The sequence below is a fragment of the Bacteroidota bacterium genome (genome assembly GCA_018266755.1).
In the GTDB taxonomy this organism is placed as follows: Bacteria; Bacteroidota; Ignavibacteria; order Palsa-1295; family Palsa-1295; genus JAFDZW01.
This window is the reverse complement of record JAFDZW010000001.1, coordinates 411,960-436,764: the sequence shown is the minus strand read 5'-3', so window position 1 is coordinate 436,764 and position 24,805 is coordinate 411,960. Positions and strand designations below refer to the sequence as shown.

Annotated in this window: 17 protein-coding genes; 7 read left to right on the top strand and 10 right to left on the bottom strand. The window is 56.1% G+C overall.

The annotated features are described in order from the left end of the window. Positions 1–52: 52 nt before the first annotated feature. The gene (locus JSS75_01735; GenBank protein ID MBS1902409.1) at positions 53–1,396 is read right to left on the bottom strand and encodes a DUF2851 family protein; all 1,344 of its coding nucleotides are present in this window, start codon (positions 1,394–1,396) and stop codon (positions 53–55) included. Continuing rightward, positions 1,393–1,896: a GNAT family N-acetyltransferase gene (locus JSS75_01730; protein ID MBS1902408.1), complete on the bottom strand. Its 504-nt coding sequence runs from the start codon at positions 1,894–1,896 to the stop codon at positions 1,393–1,395. Before JSS75_01730 ends, JSS75_01735 begins: the two co-directional genes overlap by 4 nt. Positions 1,897–2,119: 223 nt before the next feature. Here JSS75_01730 and JSS75_01725 point away from each other — a divergent pair, with 223 nt between their 5' ends. From JSS75_01725 to JSS75_01710, 4 genes are all read left to right on the top strand, one after another. Further along, positions 2,120–3,109: a hypothetical protein gene (locus tag JSS75_01725; protein MBS1902407.1), complete on the top strand. Its 990-nt coding sequence runs from the start codon at positions 2,120–2,122 to the stop codon at positions 3,107–3,109. An 86-nt stretch (positions 3,110–3,195) separates the two neighbouring features. Continuing rightward, entirely contained in the window at positions 3,196–3,921 is a 726-nt protein-coding gene (locus tag JSS75_01720; GenBank protein ID MBS1902406.1) for a C39 family peptidase, read from the top strand. A gap of 8 nt (positions 3,922–3,929) precedes the next feature. Next, on the top strand, positions 3,930–4,370 hold the full coding sequence (locus JSS75_01715) for a hypothetical protein (protein ID MBS1902405.1): 441 nt from the start codon (positions 3,930–3,932) through the stop codon (positions 4,368–4,370). A 357-nt stretch (positions 4,371–4,727) separates the two neighbouring features. After that, positions 4,728–5,069, top strand: a complete 342-nt coding sequence (locus JSS75_01710; protein MBS1902404.1) for a hypothetical protein — start codon at positions 4,728–4,730, stop codon at positions 5,067–5,069. A 79-nt stretch (positions 5,070–5,148) separates the two neighbouring features. Here JSS75_01710 and JSS75_01705 read toward each other — a convergent pair whose 3' ends face one another. The 6 genes from JSS75_01705 to JSS75_01680 all read right to left on the bottom strand — a co-directional run bounded on the left by JSS75_01705 (position 5,149) and on the right by JSS75_01680 (position 15,213). Then, positions 5,149–7,992 carry a DUF4062 domain-containing protein gene (locus JSS75_01705; GenBank protein MBS1902403.1) on the bottom strand — a complete coding sequence of 948 codons (2,844 nt, stop codon included), beginning with the start codon at positions 7,990–7,992 and terminating at the stop codon, positions 5,149–5,151. Between the two features lie 214 nt (positions 7,993–8,206). Next, positions 8,207–9,013, bottom strand: a complete 807-nt coding sequence (pyrF, locus tag JSS75_01700; GenBank protein ID MBS1902402.1) for an orotidine-5'-phosphate decarboxylase — start codon at positions 9,011–9,013, stop codon at positions 8,207–8,209. A gap of 96 nt (positions 9,014–9,109) precedes the next feature. After that, the gene (locus JSS75_01695; protein MBS1902401.1) at positions 9,110–10,084 is read right to left on the bottom strand and encodes an ROK family protein; all 975 of its coding nucleotides are present in this window, start codon (positions 10,082–10,084) and stop codon (positions 9,110–9,112) included. Between the two features lie 67 nt (positions 10,085–10,151). Further along, on the bottom strand, positions 10,152–10,469 hold the full coding sequence (locus JSS75_01690) for a septum formation initiator family protein (protein ID MBS1902400.1): 318 nt from the start codon (positions 10,467–10,469) through the stop codon (positions 10,152–10,154). 134 nt (positions 10,470–10,603) lie between these two features. Continuing rightward, the gene (locus JSS75_01685; protein ID MBS1902399.1) at positions 10,604–13,525 is read right to left on the bottom strand and encodes a hypothetical protein; all 2,922 of its coding nucleotides are present in this window, start codon (positions 13,523–13,525) and stop codon (positions 10,604–10,606) included. Between the two features lie 26 nt (positions 13,526–13,551). After that, the gene (locus tag JSS75_01680) at positions 13,552–15,213 is read right to left on the bottom strand and encodes an SBBP repeat-containing protein (protein MBS1902398.1); all 1,662 of its coding nucleotides are present in this window, start codon (positions 15,211–15,213) and stop codon (positions 13,552–13,554) included. A 168-nt stretch (positions 15,214–15,381) separates the two neighbouring features. Between JSS75_01680 and JSS75_01675 the strand changes: the two genes are divergently transcribed. Then, positions 15,382–17,373 carry a hypothetical protein gene (locus tag JSS75_01675; GenBank protein ID MBS1902397.1) on the top strand — a complete coding sequence of 664 codons (1,992 nt, stop codon included), beginning with the start codon at positions 15,382–15,384 and terminating at the stop codon, positions 17,371–17,373. Between the two features lie 107 nt (positions 17,374–17,480). Here the strand turns inward: JSS75_01675 and JSS75_01670 are convergent, their stop codons facing one another. After that, positions 17,481–17,702, bottom strand: coding sequence for a hypothetical protein (locus tag JSS75_01670; protein ID MBS1902396.1), 222 nt, complete (start codon positions 17,700–17,702; stop codon positions 17,481–17,483). On the opposite strand from JSS75_01670, the gene JSS75_01665 reads away from it, so the two are divergent. Both JSS75_01665 and JSS75_01660 read left to right on the top strand, forming a co-directional pair. Then, a complete protein-coding gene (locus JSS75_01665; protein MBS1902395.1) occupies positions 17,691–20,981 on the top strand; it encodes an AAA family ATPase in 3,291 nt (1,096 codons plus the stop codon). The genes JSS75_01670 and JSS75_01665 overlap by 12 nt on opposite strands. A gap of 75 nt (positions 20,982–21,056) precedes the next feature. After that, positions 21,057–24,359, top strand: coding sequence for an AAA family ATPase (locus JSS75_01660; GenBank protein ID MBS1902394.1), 3,303 nt, complete (start codon positions 21,057–21,059; stop codon positions 24,357–24,359). 63 nt (positions 24,360–24,422) lie between these two features. Here the strand turns inward: JSS75_01660 and JSS75_01655 are convergent, their stop codons facing one another. Next, entirely contained in the window at positions 24,423–24,701 is a 279-nt protein-coding gene (locus JSS75_01655; GenBank protein ID MBS1902393.1) for a hypothetical protein, read from the bottom strand. Between the last annotated feature and the right edge of the window lie 104 nt (positions 24,702–24,805).

Sequence of the window (24,805 nt, the reverse complement as noted above, 5' to 3'; positions counted from 1 at the left end):
GATGATGGATGTGTTTCAACGCGGAGCAACGGGGCACCGAATGCATCGGTTCCTATGCGAGCGGCGCCTGCCATCCCGCCTCGATCAACTGCTTCCCGACCGGACACTCGGCGCATCTGCCGCATGAGCAATACGTACGATACAGATGCAACGCACCTTGTTCGCCTGCTGTCGTGCGGAGTCGTTCGCCTTCGAGTAGTTCTTGTTCGATCGTTTGCATGTACGTTGCGCTCGAACGCGACGGTGCCTCTTCCCATTCGCGGCGCAATATCTTCTCGTTCGTCACGGATGCAGCGTCCGTTCCGCGCAGACGAAGTGCAGCGATGCGTGCCGGGAGCAACACATTGATCTCGATCGCGCGAAGGCGTTCGTCGCCAAGAAGCGACTGTGCTTCGTCGAGAACGCTCGTATAGCTTGTGTGTGTGAGCCACCAGTTCGTTTCGTCATCGAAGCGCAACTCCTCTGCAAGCGAGAAATCGGATCGGGAGAAATACCGCGCTGCCAGCGAAGCTGCAAGCGCAACGCGGCGATAGGGCGTGTTTGTCGGGCGGATGCGGAAGAATGCCCAGTCGTTTCGGGCAAGCGTTGCAGGGATATCGTAATCCACCTGAAGGCTTTGCCACTTCGCGCCGAGATCGAGCAGATATTCGTTTGTCTCGCTCGAATACGCTTCCGATGGCGCATCGAGCAATCCCGCCACACCGAAATACAACGCTTCGAAGATGCTGCGCAGCGACGCCGCATTCTCACGCTCACGAACGGTTTGTAAGAACGCACGTGGCAAGAGGCGTGCAAGTTCTTTCATCGGCGCACGATTCTCGCTGTATCCGAGCGCGTCCATCACATGAGCGTATACCGCATCGAGCAGCGCCTCATGCGAACCACACTCATATCGCGACACCAGTTCGTCGAGCCGGAGCGTCGCCATTTGTGCGATGAGCGCACGCTTGCGCTTCATCGGTACGGCGAGGTTATGCGGATAACACGGCAATTCCGGCGCACGCGCGTATCGCGCTTCGAAGAGTCGCTGCCAGAACGAGCGTTCGTCGAATCGGAGATTCTCCCGGAGCAGGAGTGTCGGCAGATGCGGATGGATCTCTTCGTCGGCATCGAGTACGACGTGCAGGATGACTGCTGCGTAGTTCGGGTCGGATGTATGCCCGTGTTTATCCCAATCGCTCGTGTTACGGTGGAGTTCGATGTCGCCGCTGATGACGATACCGTCGATTGCGATGCGCGCGCCAAGAAAATCGGGGCCGCCGCGATGATCGTTGAAGTCGCCGGGATGGAGTATGTCGATGCGCGTGCCGTCTGCGAGGCGAGGAGATGCGATGAGGTACCGCTTCGGCTCGCGCCACATCAATTGTAGAATAGACTCTCTGACAGAACGGCTCACAATGTTTTGCTCATGATCACGCTGCGGTAATTGACATCGGGCCACTGGGTGTATTCGATGAACCGATATCCCCGCTTTGCGTAGTAGTTGATAAGGTGATGTGCTTCCTCGCTTGTATCGAGTGCGATCTCGGCAGCGCCCATCGCTGTTGCTTCTGCTTCGACGAGATCGAGGAGCTTCGCTGCAATCCCCTGCTTTTGCAAATGCGGCTCGACGGCGAGCTGACCGAAGCTCGCGACCTCCGGCCTGTCATACCATGGACATCCACCCGCATCTTCCGGTGCGACGAGCGTGACGGTCGCGATCACAACCCCATCGACTTCGCCCAAGAACGTCTTCCCCGCGCTCACACGCTCACGTGTGATCGTATCATTCTGGTGCGTGGCAAGGAAGCGCAACCCCATATCGGCCAGCGGCTTGTATGCGCGATGCAGCATCTCGGTCAGCGCCGAAACATCGTCGGTGTCGGTCCAGAGGCGAATGTTGAGGGTGGTGCCCATCAAGTGGTTCTGGTGATGGTGGAGGAACCTCGGGGAATTCGGAGGGATTCCCGATCACCATATACGGTTGGCGCGAGCCGAATATTTGGAGATGGAAGGCTTTCGTAGTATCTTTGTCCTGCGGTTTCGCTCTATCCTTTTCATCTTGCTGGCGGACCAAGCAGACCGCGCCACAGAGTTGGCTGTCCGCACGCAAGGCATCATCTTTATTCACTGACTCTCCATGCCAGCACCGCCATCAGGATTCGTATTTGATCCAACGCCGCAGGGCGCACTGAACATCACCGTGCCACCAGGCACCCCCCCGCCATCAGCAACCATTCAACCTCCGAGTGGTTGGGTCTTTACCGTTGCCGGAACCTCGCAAGCGACCGGGACGCTGGGACAATGGTCGAATAATTTGTCCCCCACGCTATCGCTCAGCGGGGTCGGAACATGGACGCTTACAGCCATGTTGAACGCCGCCGGGAATAACAACACGCCTGCGACTTGCTCGTACAACCCCAGTAGTCGACAGATCACTTTCACTGACCCAACGACGAGCCAGACAGTCACGGTTACGATTGGGACTACTATGATGGCGGTTATTCTCTCGGGGACGACTGGTGTAACGATTACCAGTACAAAAGCGCAAGGCACCTGTACGATCCCCGCCCCAGGCTGGGTATTAACCATTACTCCGACAGGTACCACAGGTGGAGCGGTAAATAACAGCGGCAAGGGCGTTTGGTCGGCAAACGGTCAGAACCAGTACTCGTATGTCGGACCAGGAAACTGGACGTACAGCGCAACGTTTAACGGCGCGCCGGCAACAGCCTGCATATTCCCTCCGGGCCAAGGCATACTGACCTTCATGTGTGGTTCCGAATCGATCACTGTGACGGTCGGCTCCTATAATTCCGCAGATGGCTCCGGGGCCGTCACATTCCAAGTCTCCGGGACCACCCTGTTGGTAGGGAATAACGGATCATCAACGTGGTTTACCTGTGCTCCGGTCGGTTGGGTGTTCTCGATCAACAACATTGTAGTGACTTCAGTGAATAACCTACCCCCGGGTACGTATTCCCTCACCGCTCAGTATAACTACATGGGAATCACATGTGCCTGGAATAACGCATACTCCCAGGTCACATTTACTACTGCCCCTACTGGCGGAGCCGGTACAGACTCGATCACGACTACAATCTCCTGTGCAGGAGGCGGTGGGCACTGATGCAAGAAATAGATTATTGCATGGGAAGGACGTGATGTGAACATCCGCCCTTCCCTAAGTTCTTGTGTGCGAACGTTATGATGCGAATGAAGGCTATCTGGGTCGTGCTCGTTGCATTGACCGCATTTTCAGGGATGCCGCAGCCAAAGCGGCCCCCGATACACCAACTTCAGCTTTGCGTCCCGATCATTTCTCAGCATAGTGATGAGCTTTGTTGGGCGGGGTGCACCGAGATGGTCATGCGGTATTTTCGCGATAGCTCGTGGAATCAATGCTCGCTTGCCCGTGAGAACTACATCCTCTATTACACGACTCTCTTCGCTCCGCCGACCTACCGCGATTCAATGCTGGCCGACACCGCGAGCATCATGTGCCATGGAGATTCGGTACCAGATCAGTATAATATGCAAGGGTATCCTTTCTTTGTTCCGTATTTGGCAAGCATGAATGTTCTGCCCAAGTACGCACTACGCTCGCCCAGTTCTTGTCCGTGGGATACGATCCTGGCGGCCATCGATCGAAATCAGCCCGTAATCTTCCAATGGAATGCGGGGCCGGTAGATCAGTTCGATAGCGCACACGCGGGCTCCCACTTTATGGTAGCCGACGGATACGCGACCACCGAGCACCTTGGCACAAGCCGATGGGTTTCGATCAACGATACGTGGCCGCAAAGCACATTCGGCAAGGCGGGGCAACATGCGCAGATCGCATACAATAATTTCAACTACACTTCCCGGTCTTATTCGCCCTGGAGCAACGGTGCGATAATGAATTCGAAGGGAGCAGTGTACATTGTGGGACTACGATAGAGGCACGAATGAACCGTACATACGACAAAATCGCCCTCTACTGTTGCAGTGTTGTTCTGGCCGGCAGCATCGTGGTAGGTATTCGGAACGAATCGACACCGACTCCTCCTGCTGATCAGCGTACCGTATATGAACGCTCGATCGACGTATTGAAGGAGTTTGTTCGCGGAGGCGATCTCAGGCTCGGATTCAAGGACACTACTGAGCTTGCCGGCGCATACGTAGATACCAACAAGGCGATCGCGATTTACCAAACGATGATCGACACGCTGAAGGTGTACGGACTCGATACAAGCGATGTGTATCAAGTACATCGGACAGTGTACCCGGTGTTCGCGGGGAGGGTTCTCCATTCCTACGTTGTGTTCGACTCCGTGTTCGATTCCGTCTGCCACGGCAACCACTGGTCTCCGGTCATGTTTACCAATGCCAACACGAACCCTGAGTGAATGACGCGCTAAATTGGATAATGTGACAATGACGTGATAAAAGTGCGGGTCATGAGTAAATAGTACGTATATTTGAGTTGTAATTCATCCTTAGCAACTTGTTTCGTATGAGGTTTAGCATTTGTTGGTCGCCGGTTCAAATGAACATTCCAAGAGTGCAGCAGACTCTCGGTACATATTCAACACGGTTGCCCGACACTGACCTTTTCGATAAGATGCTAAGCAACTTACAACAGACGCATAACCAACATGAACACACACAATAAATACTGTAGAGTTATGTGCATACAAATGATATGCGCATCATTCTTCTTCGCTTCCTGCTCCCAAACCTCTGCACCAAAGGACGATACCACTGTGAGAACGATCAAGGTGGTGACACCGCCTTCGAATCAAGACAATGGCTCAGGCAAAGGAAAGAACAGGCTGCAATCGGTTTCTTTGAACGTGAATAACTCTGTTTCCGAGTCAATTCCGATCATGATCGTGATGGGCTCAAATTACGACAATATAGTTGCTCCGATCGGACCGAGCAGCACCCCGTATTCAGAACCGTATACGATCACCGGCGTGCAAATAAATGGCACGAGTATTCCGTACGGTACCAATACCAATGTTACCTTGCCAGACAGCAGAGTAATCATCGTATATTGGTCGACTGACGGCATTACCACCATGATCACCTGCTCCGGAGGCTGAGGATTGCGATGGGATCATTAGACGATTCTGGCCCCTTCTGAAAAGGAGGGGCTTTTTGAACGTGCTCTGTTGAAAATAGCTACCGTATTTTTGGCGACACCTGAGATAATTTCTCTTTCATTTCTGCAAGCCGATCCCTTCTTCTGACGACTTCTGGGTTATCGACACCAAGTAATTCCACTAATCGTGGCAAGAATTTCTCATAGTATGGGATAGCTGAAGCATAATCGCCCATGAGGTAGTAATTGAAACCTAACGCAATGCCCCAGACTGCGGTCTCAAGGTGTCTTGGATACTTCCGCTCCATTATTTCCATAATATCGGTCAGAATCGAGCAAGCACCCACGAAATCATTCAACAAACGTTTTGCTTCCGCTAAGCGCAACCCACAATTGCATGTGTAAAAGTGTTCTTTTCCTAACGTCTTGATAAAGATAGATTCAGCAATTTCAAGATCCTCAATAACTCCATCTAGTCTTCCTGCAAGTGTCCTACAACTGGCAAGTTGCATCAGTTGATACGCAACACTAGGGTGTTCGTATCCTGTTTGTTCTATGGTACCATGAACTAATTCTGACAAGTATTTCTCAGCCTCTTCAAATTGTCCCTGGAATGTTAGGTTGCTTGCAAGACTATTAAGTCTCGGAAACAATTTTGGGCTGTAGTTGCCGTAGATCTCTTTGCTTTCATCAATAGAGATACGAATTATTCGTTCAGCTTCGGCAAAATTATCCACCCGTGAATATGCATGTGAAAGATTATCAAGTAGTTCGATCCTCAACGTTGGGTGAACCGACATTGCCTTCTCGTCTGCGAGCATTGCTTCGGTACGCGCTATGACTTCGTCCGTTCTGCCGAGGTGATTGAGGATGAGTATCTCACGTTCGCGAAGCCAGAGGCGCTGTTCCTCGACGATGCCGAGCGACTCGAATTCGTGACGTCCCGCATTGAATAGTGCCTCCGCTTTGTGGTGTTCATCTGCAAGGACGAGGAGGTCTATCGTGTTCAAGAATGCCTCCACCATTCGCTTCGCCGACAGCCCCGAATTGAGCAGCGTCCGGCCATACCCTGGTTCGATCTCAACACCTCCGAGCGTCCGCCAGAACCCGAACGCTTCGTAGCGTTCGTGATCGGTATCGAGCATTGCCACCATGCCGGGTGCAAGCAGACAATCTCGAAGTCGGGTCATATCCCCTACCTGCTGCCACTGCCAGGGTTCTTCGTCGCGGCGGCGGGTGGTGTAGGGTTGGGTGGTCCAGTACTCGGCGATGGTGCGGTGGGCGGAGCGCAGGTCTTCCTCCGTAGAGAGGTAGCGCGCCTCGACTGCTTCGCGCAGGTAGTTATGGAAGAACGTGTAGAGACCCGAGCGCTGCATGAGGTGGTACTCGAGCGCGATCAGGAATTCGCTCAGTGCAAGCTGCGAGAGTTTCGTGATGCCGTACAGCTCCGTTTGCGACAAGCCATAGCGCGAAGCGTAGATCGTCTGCATCACCGAGCGCACGGTCGCCTCGCCGAAATCGTCTTCCATGCGAGCGAGGATATGCGCGAAGAGTTCTCGCTCGTCTCGTGAGGCAAGATAACTTGCAATATGCTCGTCGAGCGTCGTATGCCGACCGAAGACGCGCAGCTCTTCAATGAGCGTGCGAAGGAAGAGCGGGCTCTCGCACTTCGGATCGTTCGCGATGAACGCAAGCTGCTCCGGCGTGAGCTTCTTGTTATATTGCAGCAGATACTCGTTCGCTATGCGCTCGCGCGTCGGCACGTCGAGCGGCTGCAACTCCAACTCCTGCCACTGATGCTTGCGAAGCTGTTCGAGCGTATGTCCCGGCGTTGTCGAGACGACGAGACGAACGTGAGATGGGATGAACTCCGGCAGCCAGTGCAGTTCTTCGGCGACGCCAGTAAGCTGGTTGAGTGCGTCGATTGCCAATATCAGCTTCTCGTTCTGCACTTTCGCCAGCCATGCCGGGAATTCCTCGCGGATCTTTTGGTCGTCTTGCGGGATCTCGTCATCGAGCGCGTACCGCTCTTTGATCTCCATCATCACCTGCCGCATGACGTCTTCGGGATCGCTGCCCGCCGCGGCTGCGCCGATGAAGTGGGAGATAACAAATGCGTCGGGATGCTGCTTCTTATACTCGTGTGTCAGATACGCGACGAGCGCGCTCTTACCGAGACCCGAGCGCCCCCACAGGATGAGCGGGATGTCGTCGGAATCGACATGTGCTTCGAATCGGCGTAAGTACTCCGGGTTCGCGACGTAGCTGCGGCGGCGATTGACGGAGTACGCAAGATGCGGGGCACGCTCGAGCTCGACGGGCGTGAGCTCTTGTTCGATCGGATAATCGCGGTCGAGGAGCGCAAGGAGATCGCGATAGACGTGCTCGCCGAGTTCTTCCGGCGACGCGAACATGCGGCAGGCAAAGCCACGCTCGCGGATGCGATGCTTCAGTGAGTCGAATTTCTCACGTTCGTAGTCGGGGATGTCGTCGAGACGCGAGACCTGTTCGTAAAAGAAGGCGGAGTCTGTCGTATCGCGATGCAGTGCTCCGTGCGTGATCTCCATCTCGGTGATGCTCTTGTGCTCGCGGCCAAGTTCTTCGAGCCACGGATAGCGTTCGAGGCATTCGCCATCCTTCTGTAACTCGTCAAGCCCAGGGGCCCAACCGTAGCGCGAGCCGAGGATGCCGATGAAATACGGCGCGCACTTACCGATTTCGTCGAGACAAATACGAACCGCTTTGCCGGAGCGCGATTCTTCGGCGGTGATCCCCCAGCGCAGATCGATCTCAGTGAACTCGACGCCGCGCTCGCGGCACACAGCACGAATGCGCGGAAATACTTTTTTGACGAGCTGTTCGCGTTCGGGCTGAAGATCCCGAAACGTAGAAGAAAGAAACACGCGAAATTCGGATGAGCGCATCTGGGCGAGCTGTGTAGAGGCAAATATACGGAGGATACTACCGTATATGGTAGCTCAGTGATGGCCTATCCGTCCATCATCGTCATTCTGAGCGAAGCGAAGAATCCCTTGATGAAACGCAGTGAGGCTCCGCCGCAGGGATTCTTCGCTTCGCTCAGAATGACGCTGTTGCGAAGAGTTCAAACGCGGGCGAGGCTTGCCTCGCCCCTACGGGTTAGTCGGCGAGGCGTCGCATCTCGCCAACCATCTCGAGGGCTGCTTCGCGGGCGGCTTCGGCGAAGTCGGGGCCGTTCGATGCGTAGCAGATTGAGCGGCTGGCGTTGATAAGCGCGATCCCTCCGGCGTTTGCTTCGAGCACTTCGGGAAGCGATCCGCCTTGTGCGCCGACGCCTGGCACAAGAAACGGCAGCCTCGGAGCTCGAGCACGAAGATCGGCAAGCTCCGACGGCTTCGTCGCGCCGACAACGAGCCCGCAGTTGCCGAACTCATCGTTCCATTCGGCTACGGTATCGGCTACGTGTTCGTAGAGCTTCTTGCCGCCGGCAAGTTCGAGATACTGGAAGTCTTTCGCTCCGGGGTTCGATGTGAGCCCGAGAAAGAACGCACCGCGATGTTCGTCGCGCAGAAACGGCTCGACGCTATCACGGCCCATATACGGACTGAGCGTCACGCAATCGAACGGCATGGTCAGTTGATACGCCGTCGCATACTGATCGCTCGTCGAACCGATATCGCCGCGCTTGACGTCGGCTATACTGACGATGTTGTGCGGGATCGCTTCGAGCGTTGCCAGAATGCTGTCGAGTCCTTTGGGGCCGAGCGCTTCATAGTATGCAAGGTTCGGCTTGTAGGCACAAACGATGTCTTTCGTCGCATCGATGATCGCTTTGTTGAACGACGCGACGGGGTCGGCATCGTTGTGCAAAATATGTGGGATCTTCCGTGGGTCGGTGTCGAGACCGACACAGAGAAGCGATTTATTCGTGAATTGAGCCGATCTGATCTTTTGATGAAACGTCATAGGTATGCTCTGCTATCTGTGTTTCATCCGTAGCATCCGTGTTTTTCCGTGGCCAATCGGGCCCATGGGACGCGGATGAACGCGGATGATACTGATTTACACTGTTAAAAGCGCCGCACCGATCACGCCGGCTTTCGTGCCGAGCTTCGATGCTCGAATCTCGACGGACGAGCGCTGCTGCTCGAGTACGTTTGCACGCAGCGCTTCTCGCGCCGGTTCGAGAAGGATGTCTCCTGCCTGCGCGACGCCGCCACTAACGATAAAGAGACGAATATCGAGCAGCGATGCGACTGTCGCCATCGCAACACCGAGGTATTTCCCCGCTTCGGCAAGCACCTCTGTCGAGAATGCATCGCCTGCAGCGGCAGCCTCGGCGATCTGCTTCGGCTCGAGATGGCCGCTCGACACAAACTGACGCAGCGGCGTTTCCTTCTTATACTTCGCAAGTTTTTCGATCGTCCGCTCGGAGAGGTAACGCTGGCCGATATATCCTTCGAGCACGCCGCGGATACCGGAGAGCGACACAGGGCCGTTGCAATCGACGATCACGTGCCCGAACTCGCCCGCGCCGCCAAACGCGCCGCGATAAATTTCGCCGTCACTGACGATCGCCCCGCCGACGCCCGTGCCGAGCGTTGCGTGTAAAAAGAATTTCTCGTTCTTCGCCGAGCCGAAATGCATCTCGGCAAGTGCCGCACATTTCGCATCGTTATCCATCATCACTTTGTCGATCGTCACCAGTTTCGAGGCAACCATCTCGGCGAACGGCTCGGTGGTCCAGTGCGTGAAGTTCGGCGGATAGTGCACCATCGTGCGCTCCGGGTTCATCGCACCGGGGACGCCCATCCCCACGGCGGAAATATCGGGATAGGAGTGCACGAGTACGTTCACGTAGCGTGCAACCAACGCGGCAATTTCGTCGGCTGTCGCATTCGGCGTCGGGCACGAGGTGTCCTTAACGGTCTTTCCTTTGTCGAGATCGACAACGGCAAATTTGATGGATGTGCCACCGATATCAACACCGATGGCGAGATTCTGGGATAGGGCGGATTGTTCGACGGATTGGTCCATTCGCAGGGGGTTGATTGGATCGCGTTGTGAATTCGGACACTTCAAACACCCTGAGGGTGAATGCAATTCACTTCTTCTCTTCGCGGTAGATCGTTTCGCCGACGCGCTTGAGGTGGTAGCGCTCGCGGGCGATGCGTTCGATCATCGTCGGCTCTTCTTTCGAGAGCAGATCGACGCGCGATGTGAGCTGCCGTTCTTCGAGGTTCAGCGCGGAAATTTCGGATTGGCGGCTTGCGACTTCGGCGCGCAACGCGATATGACGCCAGATGCCTTTGTTTGCAAATAACAGAGTTGCGGAGATGGTCATAATGACCGCAGCGATCAGCAGCAGCTTCGGGGACTTGAGTATCTTCTTTAGTTTTTGTTTTAACTTTGATTTACGCATCACCTGCAAACTGGCTCCTGCGAATATACGACATTTGTGGGAGAAAGTGGTGAAAATTCATTTGGAGGTAGGACGGACTCTTAGTCCGTCCCCTTTCGGACACCCAAATCTCTCGGTTCACCAATGCAGCTCGATCACAACCCGGTATTCAACCGAAAATACCAATCCGGCGCCGGATGCATCTTCACTTCATACCCCAATCCGAACGCAGCCGTCAACGCTCCTTCGGAGCCGACGCGTAGTTCGACGCCATAGCTCTTGAGCCATTGGGTCTGCGCAAGGGAGGTCGTTACGACAGGCAGAAAGTTTGTGGGTGTTGCGTTGTACCAGACGCTGCCCATATCGAAAAATCCGACGAACGCAGGTTTCAGCACCCCGATGAGCGGAGTCAACGACGAAAAGATGCGATCCGGAAAAACGATTTCCGCCGAGCCGAGCACCAGGCGGTCGCCGTAGTACGCTCGGCGTATACCTCTGAGACGTGTCGGAGGCCGCAGCGAATTCGGATTGAATCCTTGCTCGAAGACTTCGTCGGTCGTGAAGCCGACATAGTCCTGCGGAATTTGCATGCCGAATTGTGCGGTCGCAAGTCCGCGAAGTCCGAGATACACGGTGCGGTCCTCGTTGAACGAAAAGTGATGCGCCACAGAAAGATCGACGCGTTCGAAGCGTTGGGTCTGGTCGTCGGTCGGACTTCCTAACTCGAGCGAGGCGGATATCGTGGTCGATGGCGAGAGAAATCGGTAGCGGATATTCGACTGCATATATCGAATGTCGATCGGTCGATGATTGACATCCGAGAGCGAATCGAAGATACGGCCGTTATTGCGTGGCTCCATTCGGCGCAGTGCCCCCTCGAGGCTCACGACGTGGGCAACATCGAGTGCATTCGGCGCATGAAACGTGTATTGCGTTGCGAGACCGATCTCTTGCGTATGCTGATACAGCGGCAATCCAGCAATGACCCTGTCATACCCGAACAGGTCCGAGAGTGTGACCAGGACCGGAAAATCGAGCTGCGCGTTCGTGTACTGTGCGTACCCGCCGAAGCGATGACTATGGTCTCCGTAGTCCGCGAAGAGCACAAACTGATGTTTCTGCATCGGGTCGGTCAGAATCGATGTAAGGCCGTACCGAAGTCCGGGCCGTGCATCCGAGCCTTTATCGCTTTGCAGCACCGGCAGAAACACCAGCGGCTGAATATGCAGAAGTGAATTATACGACGACGGCGACAGTGCCGTAATCTGTGGCAGCGAATCTTCCGGTCGTGGCAGCAACGGAAAATGTGTATCGTGCCAGGCGGTGTACTTCGGCATCAGTGCCAGTGTATCGCGCACGCCGGTGGTACCACGGTTCGATATCCAATAGAGTGGAATGCTCGATCGGCGGTCGAACGATGTGACCAGTAGAGAATCCTTCCAGGGTGAATAATCCCATGCCATCACCCCGCCTGCCGCAGTTGGGTAAGTGCCGTGGATCAGATCACCGCCCGGCGGGCTCATCCACACACTGAATCCATTGCTGTTGACCTTCGTGTATGCCATCCCGCCCTCACCATACCACACCGGCTGACGGCAACTCACATCGCGGAGAGACGCGTTCGCTTTTCCTGCGCCTGCGACGCTGACAAATGAAATACTGCGCGAGCCGTTCCGATAGAAGAGCGAATACGCGACCTGCTTCCCATCGGGCGAATAGCGTGGTGTATAGACCTGCACGTTCGGATCGTCATAGTGCGTAAGCATTGTCTGCGATCCGTCAGGATGAATAATTACTAAGTCGGAATGTCCTTTCGTCGTATGGACTGCAACGACATCGCCGTTCGGCGCGACATCCGGCTCCTCGAATCGTCCGTCGTCAGTCAGCCGGGTCATGCTGCCGTTTGCAATTTCGACACGATAGAGATCGTGAAGCAGATCGCCGTTCGTTCCGATACGCAGCTTCGATACCACGACCGACCGACCGTCGGAATCCCACGACAGATACGGTTCGATCCCCGGTTCGTCGCTCAGCAGCTCGACCGTACCGACGGTATCGTGTTGCATCAGATATAATCTCGCTCCGCTGTGCGCGGTGCGCCGACCGATGAGCGCAATGCGATTGTCGTGAGGTGCGATCCGCGCGGCGAGCACCACCGGGACCTCGCAGGGCAGCTTGCGCCCGAACTCATTCGTCTCCGAACGTGCTCCGTACCCCGACGCATAGTACACGGTCATCGTCTTGTGCCATTCGTCGTACACATCACGCAATGGTTTTTTTGTCGCGTCACGAAATGCTTTTTCGAAATCGAATGCCCCAGCGCCATCACGGAAGTCAAGCAGTTTCTGGATGACCGTCGGACCGAACTGTGCGAGCAGATAGCGAATGAACGAGTGCCCTGCTTCATACGCCATCGTACCGGCGAAGTAATTGTCGCTTCCACCGAGGTCGAGTTCGTCGTACACGGTCGCGACTCGCATGAGTTGGTCGAGATCGGGCGTGTAGCCGTCCGGCTCCATCGTTCGCGCTAATCCTTCGTTGAACCAACGGGGAACATTCGTACCCGGGAAAACAAACGACGTCCAGTCCTTCGTCGCGTGCGCCACCGCGATATGCGTGAATTCGTGTGTAATGACCGTTCGAAGCCACTTCGCATTCCCGCTGGACCGGATGCCATACGGCAGATCGTCGAGGATACCGCGCATCCAAATAAAGATGTGATCGTCGTTGAATGCAAAGGCATTCTTTACTTCGTCGTTATCCGAAAAATAGATCGTCACTTTCTTCGAAAGCGGCGTGTGCAGGTTCGTCGTCACAACCCGATACGCTTCTTCTGCAATCGGCGCAGCACGCTCGGCGATAGAATCGAGACCGTTATGATAGACGATGACGAAATGCGCCGTTTCGATTTGATACCACCGGAGCTCCGGATGCCCTGCGCCCAATATTCCGAGAAACGGTATCTGCGCGTGAACAAGCGAAGCACTCCCGAAGAGGATGAGCAATGCAACACACAGAGATGCCGTTCGCTGTCGAACCGCATCGCTGAAGGCGGCGTGGAGGATCGTTCGTCGCATAGTACTGTCGTGGCTTCTCGGGAGTATTAGTATTCGATCCGTTTTGTCGACTTATCGTTGTCGAGGCGCAGACGCAAATAGTAGGCACCGGCCTCGACGTTCGCAAGATCAATCTTGACTTCATACGTCCCGCTCGAAAGCTGTTCTTCGGTATATGTCTCGACGGTCTCGCCGAGCATATCGAAGAGGCCGAGCTTGGCGTAGTGCGAGCCGTTGACGCTGAAGGTGACGTTCAGCGAGTGGCTGCGCTTATCAACTGTACATGCAGTGATTTCCTCTGTTTGTGCCGGAGCTTCGGAGATCCGGTGCATGCTCCAAAGACTATGCGGGGCGATCTTTGTCAGAAACATATCTTGTGCCGCAATCGCACCAATGACAACATGCTTGCCGAATCCGATTGTATCGTTGTACGTCCCGGTAACATACACGCTCCCCTGCTTGTCGACGGTAATTGCCTTTGCAAACACGAAGCCGCCTCGGCCCGCTTCGCGTGCCCATCGCAGCGTTCCTGTCGGCGAGTACGATGCCGCGTAGAAGATTTGTTTTCCTTCGCCGGAAAGTTGCACGCCGCCGAAATCCAGCGTGTCCTTGAAGTCGCCGGTGATGTAGCTATTGCCTTCTTCGTCAGTCGCCACGCTCACGCCGACTTTCGGGCCGTGGCCCGTCCCTTGTTTGACCCACTCGAACTGTCCTTTGGACGAGTAACTTGCGAGAAACACATCGGAGAATCCGAGCGGTGATTGAATGATGGTAGTCTTGTCGAACTGCGCGTTGTTGGTGATGTATCCGCAGATGAGTATGCGTCCGCCCTTGCCGAGCGCAACAGAGCGCGCATTCACCGCCCCGGTCGGCCCCCCGGCCGTTTGTTTCCAGAGCAGCGAACCCGACGGCGTAAACTTAGCAACGAATAGATCGGCGACGCCTTTTGCAGTAATCGCTGCCGTATCGAGATGTGCATCCCCATGAAAATTTCCGGCAACGACGACATTTCCCGATGCGTCGATTGCAAGCGAGACTCCTTCGAATTGGCTTTGATAACTCGACGAACCGAGCGGCTTCGCCCACAAACACTTCCCGTCCTTATCGTATTTCGCCAGGTACATGGTCATCAATCCTGCATTCCACCCTGTGATCTTGATCGCACCGAAGCTCATCGTGTCGTGGAAATATCCAGCGTTATACACATTGCCTTTGGCATCCACGGCGACGGCCACGCCAAAATCGCTATTATATCCGCCGGACGACCGTACCCACAGCGGATCGCCGTTCGGCGCAAGCTTCGCGACGAATGCATCCTGCTGACCGTTCGATTCGAGCATCGAAGTGCCCATCGTCATGCGATACGCATAGGCTCCTGTGATATAGATGTCCCCGGATTTGTCCGACTTCAGGTCGAAGAGAAAGTCGTCGGCGCTCCCGCCGTACCGCTTCGCCCAGATGCGTTTGCCTTGCGTATTCATGCGAGCAAGAAAGATATCGCGCCCCGAGGAGAATAGCTGCTCCGAGTCGAGATCGATATTATTGAAGAATGTCCCGCCGAGCAACAACGAACCGTCGGGTTCGGCAACGAGGCATTCGCCGGAGGCATTGATTGATGCATGCCCCGTCTTCGCCCACTCGAACGTTTGGGCGTGAAGCATGACTGGCGTAAGGCAAAGCAGGATGACAAGGAACGAGAGTCGTCGCATATTTAATAATAAGTGCAGTGATCGGTTGTGAACACACTTCGGCCCCAGCTTCGCTCCCGATCATCTGCCGCAGACGAAGCCCCTTCGGCAGTTCTGCTCGATTCGGCTGTATCTTTGTAGCCGTGTACGTGTTGTATAGTATCCTAATTTTCATCAAACCATAATCGTATGAACCGTCATCATCTCCGCCATGTGGCCATGCTCGTGCTTTTCCTCAGCGCGATGCATTCGCTCGCAACGGCACAAACAATCCCCGATACGGCGCGCATTGCGTACGAACATGCCGACCGCACCGCTATTTACGCAAAGAAGCTTGGCTCGTCGTCGGTCGATACGCTCATCCGTACGGTCGGCACAGTGGGCGTCAATGGGTATTTTCATCCCAGCCATATCGCTGCGCTCGCATCGAGCGCCGATGGAAAGTCGCTGTTGATCGCCTGCCGGCTGACATTCTATAACGCGCAGTTCAGTGCGATGGACAGCTTCGAATGCTTTGCACGCCTCGATAGTCCGTACTCGCTCAAGGGATGTTATATCACCGCAACCGATGGCACTACTGCCAATCGCCCGATCCGCTTCGGCACGAAGGACAACAACCACATCTTCAATGTGCTCAGAGTATATTACTCCAACACACTGACGCCGCAGAAGCCGTTGCCGCTCGGCGTGCTCTCGCCCGACGGCAAAGAATGGTATGGCACCTGGCGCAGAACGTCGGTCGGCGACAGCGTACAGTTCTTCCACGGCAATTTCGACGGCAGCGGCATTACCGATACCGCGACGCTCCGAGGATCCGACGCGCCGATCGCCGGCTTCAAGATGACGAATCTCATTACGAACGCCAGCGGCAAGACCATGCTCGCCGCATTGAGCGAGAATGTGCAGCAAACCGATGCAATCCGTATGGTTATCGTGCGCTGGACGCCAGGCGCCTCGGGCGGAAACGTCACGATGCAAACGAGCAACATCACAAATCTCGTGACAGGCTTCAGCTCCGACGTCTATTGGAACATCGATTCCATCTTCGGCTTTACACTTCGCAGCTTGCCCGAAACACCGGACAAAGCCGAGCTCGGACTCTTCGCACGCAAGACGCGAAACATGAATTTCTTCCAATTCCCGATTTCGAACGGTATCACGCAGCTCATCCCGGACCCGAACAGCTTCTCGATCCCGGGCTCTGCCGTACCCGATAAGAATCTTTTGATTCTCAGCGGCTTCACCCGCAACTCGGTGGATATCGAAGATTCGAACGAGACGATCTCGTCGTCGTCGGGTGGCCCATACGGCTCGGGCGGAGATATCATGTTCTCACCGACTGGCGACTCCGTTGTGTTCATTACCTGCGCATCGGACCAATCGGTCACACCGGCTGCCTCGGCGATCTATCTCTACGATGGCACATCGAACAAGAGCTATCTCGTCGTCAATAACACGAACGAAATCGAACGCCAGCCGATTTTCATGGGCCACGTTCCGGTCGCAGCACCGCCGCCACCATACGTTCGTGGCGTCGGGTCGCTTTCGAGCTCGACCCTCGACTTCGGGAATGTCTATAGCGATTCGACGACTGCCCAAAAAGGCGTGACCGTGACGGATATCAAATCCGGAAAGATCATCGTTCACTCGGCAACGATCGGGGGTGCGGATGCCTCTGCATTCTCGCTCGTCGGCGCTCCGAGCTTCCCGGTGACCGTCAACGGTTTGGGTACGCTGAATTTGAATGTCTCGTTCAAACCGACCGCTGAAAAGAATTACAACGCAACACTGACGATCGTCTATCGCGACAGCCTCACCGAAACGCCCGGACCGGATTCGATCCTGACCGCAACGCTCAGTGGAGTTGGCACGAAGCGGCCCGATAACGGTTCGGTACGCCCCGAAGCCGAGCACAACTTCCAGATGACGCTCGTCCCGAATCCGTTCAAGACGACGGCACTGGTCAGCGTCACGGCGCGCATTGCGGGTGTGGTGCGTATGGAGATCGTCGATCTACAGGGCCATAGCCGCTATAGCTCCGAGCCCCGTTCGCTTGGCGAAGGCGAGCAGACTTCGTTCTCGTTCGACGCGAAAGCGCTCGAACTTCCGTCCGGGTCGTACTTCGTCGTATTGCACACGCCGTCCGGCGATGTCATGCATAAAGCGATCGTGACGGAGTAACCTCAAGCACATCACACGAACGCCGTTTTTCTCGCGACCCCTCGTTCTGCTAGCGCAGGACGAGGGGTTGTCGCATCAGCGGGCGGTCATCTCCGTGTTAGCGTTATTCATACCGTCATTCTGAGCACATTCGCTTTGCTCAGTGTAAACTCCGCGAAGAATCCCTGCGGCGGAGCCTTACAGGGTTTCATTAAGGGATTCTTCGCTTCGCTCAGAATGACGTCTGCGTGATCGTTCGAACGGAGCCGGTACAGTCCCTCGTCGATGGAATCAATCGCACGGGAAATGGTTAAGCTCTGACGTTCGCCTCGACGCTCATGGCACTTCATTCTGCTCGACATCTTGCCGATTTTCTCAATCACGGTGTGCTGCCGTTTGTCGGCCGCGACACGGAGATGCGTCAGGTCTATGATTTCTGGAAACAGACGATCGATGCCGAGTCGCTGCGGATCCTGCTCGTTGTCGGCGAAGCCGGAATCGGCAAAAGCAGACTGGTCGAAGAACTTGTCCCGAAGATCAGTGCCGCCGGCGGTGCGGTAATTCACACAAAACTCTACCCCGATTCCTCGACAACGATTACGCCGCTGCTGGCGCGTTCGATCTCCCATTCCGGTATCGGCCGCGAACTGCTGAAAAAGGAACTCCGGGAAACGCGCGAATCGCTTGCCGACGGTCTGCGACATATTGCAGGACTTCGCCCGACGATCGTATTCATCGAGGACATTCATCTTCTCTCGGCCGACGGCATACGCGAGTTTGCAGCGATTCTCGAGTCGCTTGCCGACGAAATGATTTCGTTTTGTATCGTTTCGCGTCCGTCGTTGCAGCAGGCTCGCAGCGTGGTCGAACGATTTCTGACCCATGAAGTCCGCCTCGAAGGGCTGGATCATCATGCGTTCCGCTCGGTTTGCGACGAACTCTTCGACGGCACGATCGATGCCGAGACCGTTCGACTGATCGAAAAAGCCACACTGGGTAATTCGCTTGCACTGCGCTCCGCGCTTCGCGGCGCGCTGAAATCGGGATACCTTGCACGACGCACCGAGATCGACCGTTGGCAGATGACGGTCCCCCCGGAAGCGTTCGTTCGGCATCTCGAGCATAACGTTCGTTCGCTTTCCGAAGGACTCGCCGCACATTTGCAAGAGGACGAGCAAGCAGCGTGCAACCGACTGGCGATCCTCGGCGAATTGTTCTCGCACGAAGCGGCCACCTCGTTTCTCACCGATGCGACGGGGCTGCTCGAGCGCCTCAGTTTCAAAGGGATTCTCGTACCGACGGTATCGGCGATCGCACCGCTCGCAGGCGAACCGAGCCGTCTGCAACTCTATGCGTTCAGCCATACGCTGTTGCATAAGTACTTCTACGAGCAAGCGAACATGGATCCGTCGGAGCTTGCAGCGCTGCTTTCGAACGATGTACCGTTCTACAGCATCGCACCGTTCCTGAAGCTTGCGTCGATGCCGCCGCCGGTGCATGCCGATGCTTCGGTTGTTCGCAGCGTGATCCTCAAGGCCGATGAGATCGCCGGCGAACTCGACGGCGGGTCGAACTGGGAGCTCGCGATTGCGCAGGGCAGTGCCGCACGGATGCTCTTTCGCGCATCGAGCGATCGATTTACACGAGCCGAAGCAGACGAGATCGACCGCCTCGTCATGCGAAACCGCCTGAACCTATTCCGCCGGCAACTGCTTAGCGACGAATACCGCGAGGCACTCGCACACCTATACGAACTGACCGAGAATGCGGCCACGTCGGAGATCGCAGAATTCAGACTCATCGCCTGCGTGTACGAATATTGGTACATCGACCGTTTGCCACGTTCGCAACGTATCTACAGAGAATTGCAGGCGAAGGCCGCCGATGTGCTCGAATCGTTTCCGTCGTTGCGGCTGAGCTATCCGTATGTCGTGTATCTCAGTTATGAGGCGCGTCGCGCCGCGAACTGGCACGACATCGCATCGCTGCGCACGATCGAAACCATCGCGCAAGCAATCCTCGCCGATCCCGATTGCGACGACTACGCCCGCAGCACGGTCGTCGGCACGATTCTGCCGCACATGCTCGCAAGCATACACTCAAAAGAAGAACTCGCGTCGCGTCTCGAACTCATGGAGCGCATCGAGCACGAAGGTTCGTACGACCGCGTCAACTTCCCGCTTCGCAAGATGCGCCTCTTGACAGCGATCGGGCGCTACGACGATGCGATCACCGTCCTCGATGCAATCATCCCTCGCTTCGAACGTCAGGGGATGTTCTTCACGATCTTCCAGCTCAAGATCGCACGGCTCGGCATCGAGATCGCGATGGGCCGCGACGCCGAGAATGCGCTTGATGAGCTTGCGTCGCTCTTCGCTGCACTGCCGCCGGACTCTCTCGATCGCGGACGGTATACGACCGTAAAAAATCTGTTGCCAGTGCTCGTCCCGACCTGTCGTGCAGACCTGACACAACGCCTGATCACGACATATCCGGCGGAGAATATTCCCGAAATCGCCGAGTCGATCGCACTGCACCGATTACTTCAGGGCGAAGCATCTGCCACCGTGTTCGCCGAATGCCGGCGCATGAGTTCGATGCAGCCGTTCTTTGCGGCAGCGATGGCGGGAGCTGACGACGATACGATCACCGCTGCAGCGCGCGAGGCACTCTCGCCCGAGATCGTAACATGTGCGGATGTCATCGACCGATTGATTGTGTTCGAAGTCGTGCGAAACACCGAGGTGAAGTCAGTGCTTCGTACAGAACTTGCAACGAGCCTCGGTGCGGTACTCGAATGGCTTCTGGCAACGTCGAGCCGGGGGTATCTGATGGGTGTGCTTTCGCGCTACGGCGATCTGCTCGGTGTGAACGAAGCGAAATCCTGGAAGTCACGCATTGCAAAGCTCGAACGCGAGCGAACGGCCGAGCCCGTCGTCACGCAGGCCAACGACAAAGTGGTTGTGTCGATGCTCGATGCGATCTGTGTCGAGCGTGGCGGAATCACGATTCGCATTCGCGGTGCACGGCTTCGTTCGGTGCTTGGCGTCATGACGGCGAACCTGATGCTCTCCGAACCACTGGCTCCGAAAGAATTTCGTCTCCTCGCAGCCGGAGAAAAAGACGATGCCGACCTTGCGCGTAAAAGTGTGAACATGGCCGTTGCCGCATTACGCGACGATCTCGGTGCCGATGCGATCACGACCAAAGGAGAAACACCGTCGTTCGACCTCGAACGCGTTCGCATCGATGTGCTCGAAGCGAGCGATCTCATCGACGATGCACAACGCTCGGTGCGGCGCGGCTCACTTGCGAGGGCGATGCAAGAACTTTCGCAATCGTATTCGATCGTGCTCGGCAAGGTCGCCTTCCCGACACTCTATGATTCGTTGTTCGAGGCGCTGCGCGACGACCTTGACGCCCGGTTGCGCAAGGTCACGCTCGATCTGGCGAATCGTCTCGTTCAATACGACGATCTCAACGGTGCGGCAAGCATCCTGAAGCACTATTTCGATGCGATCCCGGAAGATGCCGAGGTGTCCGCCCTGCTGCGCCGGTGTCTCGAGGGCGCCGGCCAGTTTGCCGAAGCGGCGCGTATCTCGATCAAGATCGCCGCGACAGCCGAATAGAACCGCGTCAAACTGTTGTTATCGTTTCCGTCGGCTCGTATATTGCCGGCGCATCGAACAGAGCGTACCCGTTTCATGAGCAGCGCATCCGTCAAACAGTTAGCCGATTTCCTCAATCATGGCATTCTGCCGTTCGTCGGACGGACGACCGAGTCGTCGCGTCTGCTCGAATTCTGGCGGCAAACGATCGATGCGCAGGGTCTGCGCGCGCTGCTTCTGGTCGGTGAAGCCGGCATCGGAAAAAGCAGGTTGATCGAAGAGACGATTCCCCGCATTATCTCTGCAGGCGGAGCGGTCATACATGCGAAACTCTATCCCGAATCGGCAACGAATATCACGCCGCTGTTAGCACGTTCGCTCTGGCATTCGACCGCCGGGCGTGAGTTACTGAAAAAACAACCCGAGAACACACGCGACTCGCTTGTCGAAGGGATGCGACGTGTTGCGAGCTTGCGGCCGACGATTATTTTCCTTGAAGACATCCATCTGCTTTCGAGCGAAGGCGCTCGCGAATGCGCCGCATTCTTTGAATCGGTCGCCGACGAAACAATCTCGTTCGTCGCTGCCGCACGTCCGTCGCTCATGCAGGTGCGCGGGGTGCTCGAACGGTATCTGACCGACGAGATTCATCTCGAAGGCCTCGATCATACTGCATTTACGACCGTCTGCGCCGAACTCTTCGGTGGTGCGATCCATAGCGATGCCGTCGCACTGCTCGAACGCGCAACGCTCGGCAACTCGCTTGCGCTTCGCTCCGCATTGCGCGGTGCACTCAAATCCGGCTCGCTGGCCAAGGCCGATGGCACCGGTCAGTGGCACATCGCCGTCGGGACCGAGGCGTTCGTCCGACAGCTCGAACAGAACGTTCGGTCGCTTTCCGAAGGCATGGCCGCGAACGTCCCTGATGAAGAAAGTATTGCCTGCGAACGTCTCGCCGTGCTCGGCGAACTCTTTGCGGTCGAAGCGGCCGAAGCATTGCTACCGGATGCGAAGACGATGCTCGACCGATTGACGTTTCAGGGAATGCTCGTCACAAGTTCTTCGGCGCACGTTCCGGTCAACGGTTCGCCAAGTGTGCACCCGCTCCATGCGTTCAGTCATTCGCTCGTACACCGATATTTCCTCGGCAGAAGTCCGGCCCCCGGGGCGGATCTGCTCAAGGCAATCGCATCCGGCATCCCGCTCTACGGTATCGCCCCGTTCCTCGCACTCGCAGACATCACACAGGAAAGCGACGCCGAAACAATGCGCGCCGTCATCCAACGCGCTGACGAAGCTGCCCGCACGCTCGACGGCGGCTCGGACTGGGAGCTTGCACTGCAGCTCTGGTCGGCGGCAAAACAATTTTTCGATCGCCACCGGACGAAGTGGGAGAGCGCCGAGGCCGAACGCATCGAAATACAGTTTCTCAAAACGCATCTGATGCTCCTGCGCCGCCAACTCTTTTCCGAAGAGTATGGCAAGACACTCGCCGAACTCTATGCGATCACCGACGACCCGCAAACCTTCGAGCTTGCGGACCAGCGAATGGCGGCCTATGTGTTCCGTCATTGGCAGATCGATCGTCTCATGGAATCGGATGACGAACGCAGAGCATTGCGCGCCGATGTCAACGCGTTGCTCGAACGGTTTCCCGATCTTGCCGTCAGTCATACCTATACGGTGTATTTGAGTTACGAAGCGAAGGCAGCGGCGCAGAACCTTTCGCACGACATCATGCGCGATGTCGAAGAAGCAGCGCGCACAATCGTTACGAGCGATCGTGCGACGCAGCGTCTGCGCGATATCGTGCAGGGATATATCTATCCGCATTTTCTGGTCATCTTCGATACGAGCGAAGAACTCGCCGAACGCCTCGCGCTCGCACGACGCATCGAAGAAAGCAATGTGTACGATAACATCATGTTCCCGATCCGCAAGACCGAAATGCTCTCGGCGATCGGGCGCATGCGCGATGCACTTGCCGAACTGCACAAATACATCCCCCAATTTCGCCGCGAAGGGCTTTCATACACGGTGTTTCTGCGGAGTCTTGATGTGCTCTCGATCGAGGCCTGGTACGGTCGGCCGCTTGACGAAGTGTTGCATACGATCCGCGAGTTGTTTGCCGAAACCCCGGCGGACCTTCACGAGTATGGGCGCCAAGCCGTGACGCGATTCTTCATTCCCGTCGGCGTCTATCTCGGTGCTTCCGGCTTCGTGAAGCAGATCATCGACGAGTTCGGGGTCGAAGGGCCGACCTACCAGTCGGAGTATTATTTGCTTGCCTCGCTCTTCGACGGCGAATCGCCCGATGCGCATCTGGCGAGTTGCACACAGCCCGAGCGTATGCGCTCGTTCTACGATGCGGCCCGTGCCGCTTCGCGCGACGACGCTTCGACGACCGATGCGCTGCTCGACGAAGCACGTGTCGTGCTCTCGCACGAAGTCATCCAGCAGCGCGATATTCTCTGCGCTCTGCTCGTCATCGAACTCACAAAATATTTCGGACGCGATTCGGAGCTTGCCCACGAGATCCGGGATACGATCGGAAAGATTCTCGATTGGTTTGCAGCCGATGATGTCGTCGGATGCTTGCGGTTTATCCTGCGTCGATACGGCGCGTATCTGATGCCGAAGGACGAACGCGCCTGGAAATCGCGCATTGCAAAAATGGGATTGCAACCCTCGGTGACAGCGACCGCAACGGACGGCATGGTGAGGCTGTCGATGCTCGGCGCGACGATCGAGATTACGAAGGCCGACGGCTCTTCGGTTCGTGTTCGTGGCGCACGACTTCGTTCGGTACTTGGGGTGATGACGGCCAATCAGATGTTGGAACAACCGCTCTCGGTACGCGAATTTCGCCTCATCGCCGCCGGTGAAAAAGACGACGCCGAACTTGCGCGCAAGAGTGTCAATATGGCGGTCGCGGCGTTGCGTGACGATCTCGGACCCGATGCGATCGTCACGACGGGTGAAACGCCGTCGCTCAATCTCGCTCGCATCCGTATCGATCTTCTCGAAGCGAACAACTTGCTCACCAACGCATCGCGGGCGCTGCGCAGGGGCTCGCTCGTCAAAGCGCTTCCCGATCTATCGCGCGCACTCGATATCGCACTCGGCAAGGTACCGTTTCCGACGCTGTACGACAATCTCTTCGAAGCCATTCGCGACGACTTCGATGCGCGAATGCGAACACTGACGCTCGATATCGCGAAGCGACTTGTCGCCGAAGGCGACCGCTACAGCGCCATCAATCTCATGCGCAAATACTTCGATGCCATGCCGGACGACGAAGAGATCGCAACCTTACTGCGAACGTCGCTCGAATCGATCGGTCAAAAAGCGGAAGCCGAACGGATCAATCTCAAGGCATCTCTCATTGCGGACCGGTAGCATAGCTACAAAAAAAAAACGGCAGCCACAATGGCTGCCGAATATCTCTTCGAGTGATATTCTTCAGAACTTGATGTGTTTGCGATCCCCGCTGTCTTTCGCCTTCGGGCGCTCGCTGCGCTCTTGCTTCAGCTCCTGACGGCGTTCCTGCAATTTCTTACTCAGTGCATCGCGCTTATCGTCAGTGTTCTCGCGCGATTCGGGCTTGGCGGTTTGCCCACCGGCCGGAGCCGGCGCGGGTGCAGGTTTCGGAGCCGGCGTGCCCCCCTGTTGCTGTTGGGCGGTCGCCGTCCCAACCGTCATTGCAGCGAGCAATGCGATATTCGTAAGTATGCGTTTCATCTTCATCGTTATTCAAAATTCTTAACAGCAATGGTGTCGTGTATGAGTCCCCGAACGCTGTTAATAATTATTCATAGATTCGTTGCTGACTGCGAATCTGCAAT

What these genes read in the sequence shown, in the direction of transcription:
- JSS75_01680 (MBS1902398.1), bottom strand. Translation starts at nt 15,213, where the DNA reads ATGCGACGACTCTCGTTCCTTGTCATCCTGCTTTGCCTTACGCCAGTC.
- JSS75_01665 (MBS1902395.1), top strand. Translation starts at nt 17,691, where the DNA reads ATGGCACTTCATTCTGCTCGACATCTTGCCGATTTTCTCAATCACGGT.
- JSS75_01720 (MBS1902406.1), top strand. Translation starts at nt 3,196, where the DNA reads ATGAAGGCTATCTGGGTCGTGCTCGTTGCATTGACCGCATTTTCAGGG.
- JSS75_01715 (MBS1902405.1), top strand. Translation starts at nt 3,930, where the DNA reads ATGAACCGTACATACGACAAAATCGCCCTCTACTGTTGCAGTGTTGTT.
- JSS75_01675 (MBS1902397.1), top strand. Translation starts at nt 15,382, where the DNA reads ATGAACCGTCATCATCTCCGCCATGTGGCCATGCTCGTGCTTTTCCTC.
- JSS75_01660 (MBS1902394.1), top strand. Translation starts at nt 21,057, where the DNA reads ATGAGCAGCGCATCCGTCAAACAGTTAGCCGATTTCCTCAATCATGGC.
- JSS75_01655 (MBS1902393.1), bottom strand. Translation starts at nt 24,701, where the DNA reads ATGAAACGCATACTTACGAATATCGCATTGCTCGCTGCAATGACGGTT.
- JSS75_01730 (MBS1902408.1), bottom strand. Translation starts at nt 1,896, where the DNA reads ATGGGCACCACCCTCAACATTCGCCTCTGGACCGACACCGACGATGTT.
- JSS75_01705 (MBS1902403.1), bottom strand. Translation starts at nt 7,992, where the DNA reads ATGCGCTCATCCGAATTTCGCGTGTTTCTTTCTTCTACGTTTCGGGAT.
- JSS75_01725 (MBS1902407.1), top strand. Translation starts at nt 2,120, where the DNA reads ATGCCAGCACCGCCATCAGGATTCGTATTTGATCCAACGCCGCAGGGC.
- JSS75_01670 (MBS1902396.1), bottom strand. Translation starts at nt 17,702, where the DNA reads ATGAAGTGCCATGAGCGTCGAGGCGAACGTCAGAGCTTAACCATTTCC.
- JSS75_01690 (MBS1902400.1), bottom strand. Translation starts at nt 10,469, where the DNA reads ATGCGTAAATCAAAGTTAAAACAAAAACTAAAGAAGATACTCAAGTCC.
- pyrF (MBS1902402.1), bottom strand. Translation starts at nt 9,013, where the DNA reads ATGACGTTTCATCAAAAGATCAGATCGGCTCAATTCACGAATAAATCG.
- JSS75_01695 (MBS1902401.1), bottom strand. Translation starts at nt 10,084, where the DNA reads ATGGACCAATCCGTCGAACAATCCGCCCTATCCCAGAATCTCGCCATC.
- JSS75_01685 (MBS1902399.1), bottom strand. Translation starts at nt 13,525, where the DNA reads ATGCGACGAACGATCCTCCACGCCGCCTTCAGCGATGCGGTTCGACAG.